The 4,808-nt window shown below is 75.3% G+C and carries 5 protein-coding genes and 1 pseudogene; 4 read left to right on the top strand and 2 right to left on the bottom strand.

What is annotated here, in order from left to right; genetic code table 11:
- Window positions 1-107: 107 nt before the first annotated feature.
- The 3 genes and pseudogenes from G5C65_RS40545 to G5C65_RS31285 all read left to right on the top strand — a co-directional run.
- A pseudogene (locus G5C65_RS40545) lies at window positions 108-476 on the top strand (alpha-galactosidase); the annotation flags it as partial.
- A gap of 55 nt (window positions 477-531) precedes the next feature.
- Window positions 532-1,044, top strand: coding sequence for a hypothetical protein (locus G5C65_RS40550; RefSeq protein ID WP_338146753.1), 513 nt, complete (start codon window positions 532-534; stop codon window positions 1,042-1,044).
- A 15-nt stretch (window positions 1,045-1,059) separates the two neighbouring features.
- Complete coding sequence (locus G5C65_RS31285) at window positions 1,060-2,094, top strand: glycoside hydrolase family 43 protein (protein WP_165302417.1); 1,035 nt, start codon at window positions 1,060-1,062, stop codon at window positions 2,092-2,094.
- A 297-nt stretch (window positions 2,095-2,391) separates the two neighbouring features.
- On the opposite strand, the gene G5C65_RS31290 is transcribed toward G5C65_RS31285, so the two are convergent.
- Window positions 2,392-3,294: an RNA polymerase sigma-70 factor gene (locus G5C65_RS31290; RefSeq protein WP_165302418.1), complete on the bottom strand. Its 903-nt coding sequence runs from the start codon at window positions 3,292-3,294 to the stop codon at window positions 2,392-2,394.
- A 199-nt stretch (window positions 3,295-3,493) separates the two neighbouring features.
- On the opposite strand from G5C65_RS31290, the gene G5C65_RS31295 reads away from it, so the two are divergent.
- On the top strand, window positions 3,494-3,979 hold the full coding sequence (locus tag G5C65_RS31295) for a carboxymuconolactone decarboxylase family protein (protein WP_165302419.1): 486 nt from the start codon (window positions 3,494-3,496) through the stop codon (window positions 3,977-3,979).
- Between the two features lie 53 nt (window positions 3,980-4,032).
- Here G5C65_RS31295 and G5C65_RS31300 read toward each other — a convergent pair.
- On the bottom strand, window positions 4,033-4,808 hold a 776-nt coding region (locus tag G5C65_RS31300; protein WP_165302420.1), incomplete at its 5' end, for a PhnE/PtxC family ABC transporter permease.

The following is a 4,808-nucleotide window of genomic DNA, read 5'->3' on the forward strand; positions in this document are numbered from 1 at the left end:
CCCCCACGCTGTCCCACCACCCCGGACCCGGCGGGGTGCCGGGGTGGTGGGACAGCGTGGGGGAGTGGCTGCCCGCCGCGTCCCGCTTTCCGGGCGGGCCGGCGGAGGTGACCGACGCGGTCCGGGCCGCCGGGATGCTGCCGGGCCTGTGGCTGGAGCCGGAGGTCGTCGGCGTACCCAGCCCCGTCGCGGCGCGGCTGCCGGACGCGGCGTTCTTCCGGCGGGGCGGGACGCGGGCCGTGGAGTGGGGACGCCACCAGCTCGACCTGCGGCACCCGGCGGCCCTGGCGCACCACGACGCGGTGGTGGACCGGCTGGTCGGGGAGTTCGGGCTGGGCTACCTCAAGCTGGACTGCAACGTGGATATCGGGGCCGGTACAGACGCGGCGCCGCACGGCCCCGGACACGGGCTGCTCGGGCACAACCGCGCGTACCTGGCCTGGCTGGACGGCGTACTGGAGCGGCACCCCGCCCTGACGGTCGAGGCGTGCGCGTCGGGCGGGATGCGCACGGACGCCGCGACGCTCGCCCATGTCGCCCCTGCAGTCCCTCACCGACCAGCAGGGCGAGCGGCTGCTGCCGCCCTTCGCCGTCGCGGCGCCCGCCGCCGTGCCGCCGGAGCAGGGCGCGATGTGGGCGTATCCGCGGGCCGAGCACGGCCCGGAGGAGGTGGCGTTCTGCATGGTGACCGCCATGCTCGGGCGGATCCATCTGAGCGGCCGCGCCGACCTGCTGGACGCGGGGCAGCGGGCGCTGGTCGCCGAGGCGGTCGACGCCTACCGGCCGTACCGGCCGCTGCTGGCGCGGGCCGTGCCGCGGTGGCCGCTCGGACTGCCCGGGTGGCGGGACGGATGGCTGGCGCTGGCCCTGCAGGCCCCGGGAACGACGCTGCTCGCGGTCTGGCGCCGGGAGGGGGCGCCGCGCGAGTGCGTGGTGCCCGTGCCGGGCGGGGCTGTGGACGCGGTCGAGCCGGTGTATCCGCGCTTCCCGGAGGGAGACGTCCGGCTGCTGCCCGGCGGCGCCCCGACGCGACCCGATGTCTGACGAGAGAGGAACCCCATGGAGCGCAGAACCGTACTGAAGGGGGCGGCCGGAGTGGCCGCCGGTGCCGGACTGGGCGCCCTCGGCACCGGCCCCGCCCACGCCCGTACCGACGACCCCGCCTACACCAACCCCCTCATCCGGCAGCGTGCCGACCCGCACATCACCCGCCACACGGACGGCTTCTACTACTTCACCGCCACCGTCCCCGAGTACGACCGCCTCGTCCTGCGCCGCGCCCGCACCGTGGGCGGCCTCGCGCGGGCCCCCGAGGCGGTCGTCTGGACCCGGCACGAGAGCGGCGAGATGGCCGCGCACATCTGGGCGCCGGAGCTGCACCGCGTCGACGGCGCCTGGTACATCCACTTCGCCGCCGGCCGCTCGGACGACGTGTGGGCGATCCGCCCGTACGTCCTGGAGAACACCTCCGCCGACCCCTTCCAGGGCACCTGGACCGAGCGCGGGCAGATCGCCACCCGGTGGCAGAGCTTCTCCCTCGACGCCACGACCTTCACACACCGCGGCACCCGCTATCTCGCCTGGGCCCAGCACGACCCCTCGCAGAACAACAACACCGACCTCTACCTCTCCGCCATGTCGGGGCCCACCACCCTCACCGGGCCGCAGGTGCGGCTGTCCCGGCCGGAGTTCGACTGGGAGACGGCCGGCTTCTCCGTCAACGAGGGACCCGCCGTCCTCCAGCGCAACGGGCGGGTCTTCATGACGTACTCCGCCAGCGCCACCGACGCCAACTACTGCATGGGCCTGCTCACGGCGCCGGACGACGCCGACCTGCTGGACCCGGCGTCCTGGGCCAAGAGCCCCGAGCCCGTCTTCACCAGCAACGAGGGCACGGGCCAGTACGGTCCGGGGCACAACTCCTTCACCGTCGCCGAGGACGGCACCACCGACCTGCTCGTCTACCACGCCCGCCAGTACCGGGAGATCGACGGCGACCCGCTGGACGACCCCAACCGGCACACCCGCGTCCAGCGCCTGCGCTGGAACCCCGACGGCACCCCCGACTTCGGCACCCCGGTCGCCGACAGCTGATCGGAGGGCCCGGCGGATCGTGCCGGGCCCGGGCTGCCCCTGCCCGCGCCTTGCGGACTGCGGCTGGCGCCGTGGCCGGTCGCGCAGTTCCCCGCGCCCCTGACGGGGCGCACGGATGCGCCCCGAAGGGGCGCGGGGAACTGCGCGACCAACCACGGCGACAGCCGCAGTCCGCAGGGCGCGGGCAGGGGCAGCCCGGACCCGGCACGATCCACCAGGTGCCCGGCATCGGGGCTGCGTTTGCCGACGCTGTTCCCCGCGCTCTTCGAGCCGGGGAGACCGGCGCGCACGCCGACTTCAGCGGTGCAGCACCGTCTCCCGCTCCATGCGCGACAGCTTCTCGGGGTTGCGCACGGCGTAGAGCCCGCTGATGCGCCCGTCGTCGATACGCACCGCCAGTACGGTGTCCAGCTTCCCGCCGAGCCGCAGGGTCAGCGCCGGGTGCCCGTTGACCTGGGCCGGCCGCAGCGGCTCTGCGGCGGTGGCCCGCGCCAGCGGCCCGCCCGCCAGCAGCGGGGCCACTCGCTGCGCGCCCACGACGGGCGACAGCACGGCCGGTACGACTCCGCCGCCGTCGCCCAGCAGGACCACACCCGGCGCGAGGAGGTCGAACAGCCGCTGCAGGTCGCCCGTTTCGACCGCCTGCCGGAAGGCGTCGAGCACCCCCCGGGCCTCGGTCGGGGACACCGTGCCGCGCGGCCGGCGCTCCGCCACGTGCGCTCGGGCGCGGTGGGCGATCTGGCGGACCGCGGCCGGGCTCTTCTCGACGGCTTCCGCGATCTCGCCGTACGGCATGTCGAACACCTCGCGCAGCACGAACACCGCGCGCTCGGTCGGCGTGAGCGTCTCCAGCACCAGCAGCATCGCCATCGAGACGCTGTCGGCCAGCTCGACGTCCTCGGCCACGTCGGACGCGGTCAGCAGCGGCTCGGGAAGCCAGGGGCCGACATAGGACTCCCTGCGCCGCCGGAGCGTACGCAGCCGGGTCAGCGCCTGCCGGGTGGCGATCCTGACCAGGTACGCGCGCTGGTCCCGCACGCTGCCGGGCGCGACGCCCACCCACCGCAGCCAGGTCTCCTGCAGGACGTCCTCCGCGTCGGCGGCCGAGCCGAGCATCTCGTAGGCGACGGTGAACAGCAGGTTGCGGTGGGCGACGAACACCTCGGTGGCGGCGTCCATGCTCGGTGCGGGCTGACTCATGGGGGGCTCCTGTGCGTGTGTTCTCGACCGTGCCTCACGCACGGGACGCCGGCCGGGGCCCGCGATGTGACATCCCCGGCCGGTGGGGTACGTCACAGCGCCGCGCCGTCACAGCGGGCCGCCGGTCGGCGTCCCATGGTCGTCAGGCCGCCGCGCGGCGCGTTCGCGCGGCACCAACCGCACAGAGGAGCACGAAGCGATGGAACCCCGTATCGACCTGATGGCCAACGAGACCGGCGCCCGGATCAGCAAGCGGTTCTACAACGTCAGCCTGGCGGTCCAGCAGTCGGCGCTGTCCCGGACCGTCCAGGAGCTGGTGTCGCTGCGCGTCAGCCAGATCAACGGCTGCGGCTGGTGCGTCGACGTGCACACCAAGGAGGCCGCGGCCGCGGGGGAGACCGCGCAGCGGATCAACCTGGTCGCCGCGTGGCGGGAGTCCGCGGTGTTCACCGACGCCGAGCGGGCGGCGCTGGCGCTCGCCGAGGAGGGCACCCGGCTCGCGGACGCGCACAGCGGCGTGTCCGACGCGACCTGGGCCCAGGTGCGCGAGCACTACGACGAGGACCAGACCGCCGCGCTGGTCACGCTGGTCGGCCTGGTCAACGCCGCCAACCGGTTCGGCGTGATCACGCATGCGGCGGGCGGGACGTACGAGCCCGGCATGGTCGCCGGCCTCGCCGGCTGAGGCCGGCACCGCGTGTCCGGTGGATCTGTGGGCGCACGATCCGCCGGACACGCCTAATCCCGCAACAGGCGCCGCACGCGGCGCCCGGTGAGCTCGACGGCCAGGCTCACCGCCAGGGACGCCAGCAGCACACTGGTCACCACGGGAAAGTCGAACGCCGCGAGGCGCTCGTTGAGCAGCCGCCCCAGGCCCGCAGCGCCGACGACGCCGACGACGGCGGTGTCGCGTACGCAGATCTCGAACCGGTAGAGCGTGTAGGTCAGCAGATGGCTCGCCGACGGAGGGCCCAGGGACACCGCCGCGGCGGCGGCCCGCGGCACCCCGGCGTTGCGCAGCGCGTCCCGCGGCCCGAGGTCCATCGTCTCCCACGCCTCGGCGACCAGCCGGCCGAGGATGCCGCCGGTGTAGAGCCCCAGCGCCAGGGCCCCCGGCAGGATGCCGGGGAAGAGCGCCAGGAGCGCGACGACGGCCCACACGGTCGGCGGGACCGACCTGAGGACGAGCAGCAGCAGCCGGGCCGTACGCCACAGGGCCCGGCGGCCGGGGGAGGCCGGGCCGCCGCGGCGGTCGGCGCGCGGGCGTGCCGCCCACGGGCCCGCCACCAGGGTGACCAGGACGGCCAGCGCCATGGCGAGGACGGCCATGGCCACCGTGTCGGCAGCCGCCGAGGCCAGCTCCCGCAGGCCGCCGTCGGGCAGCGCGGGAGGCCACAGGTCGGACAGCAGCCGGCCGGTGCGCTCCCGGGTGCGGGCCGAGACCAGCCCGGCCGGCGAGAGGCCGGACCACCACCAGGCGAGGACGAGCGCCGGGCCCACCAGCCCCAGCGACC

Origin of the sequence: Streptomyces boncukensis (genome assembly GCF_011045075.1) — a bacterium.
Classification (GTDB): Bacteria; Actinomycetota; Actinomycetes; order Streptomycetales; family Streptomycetaceae; genus Streptomyces; species Streptomyces boncukensis.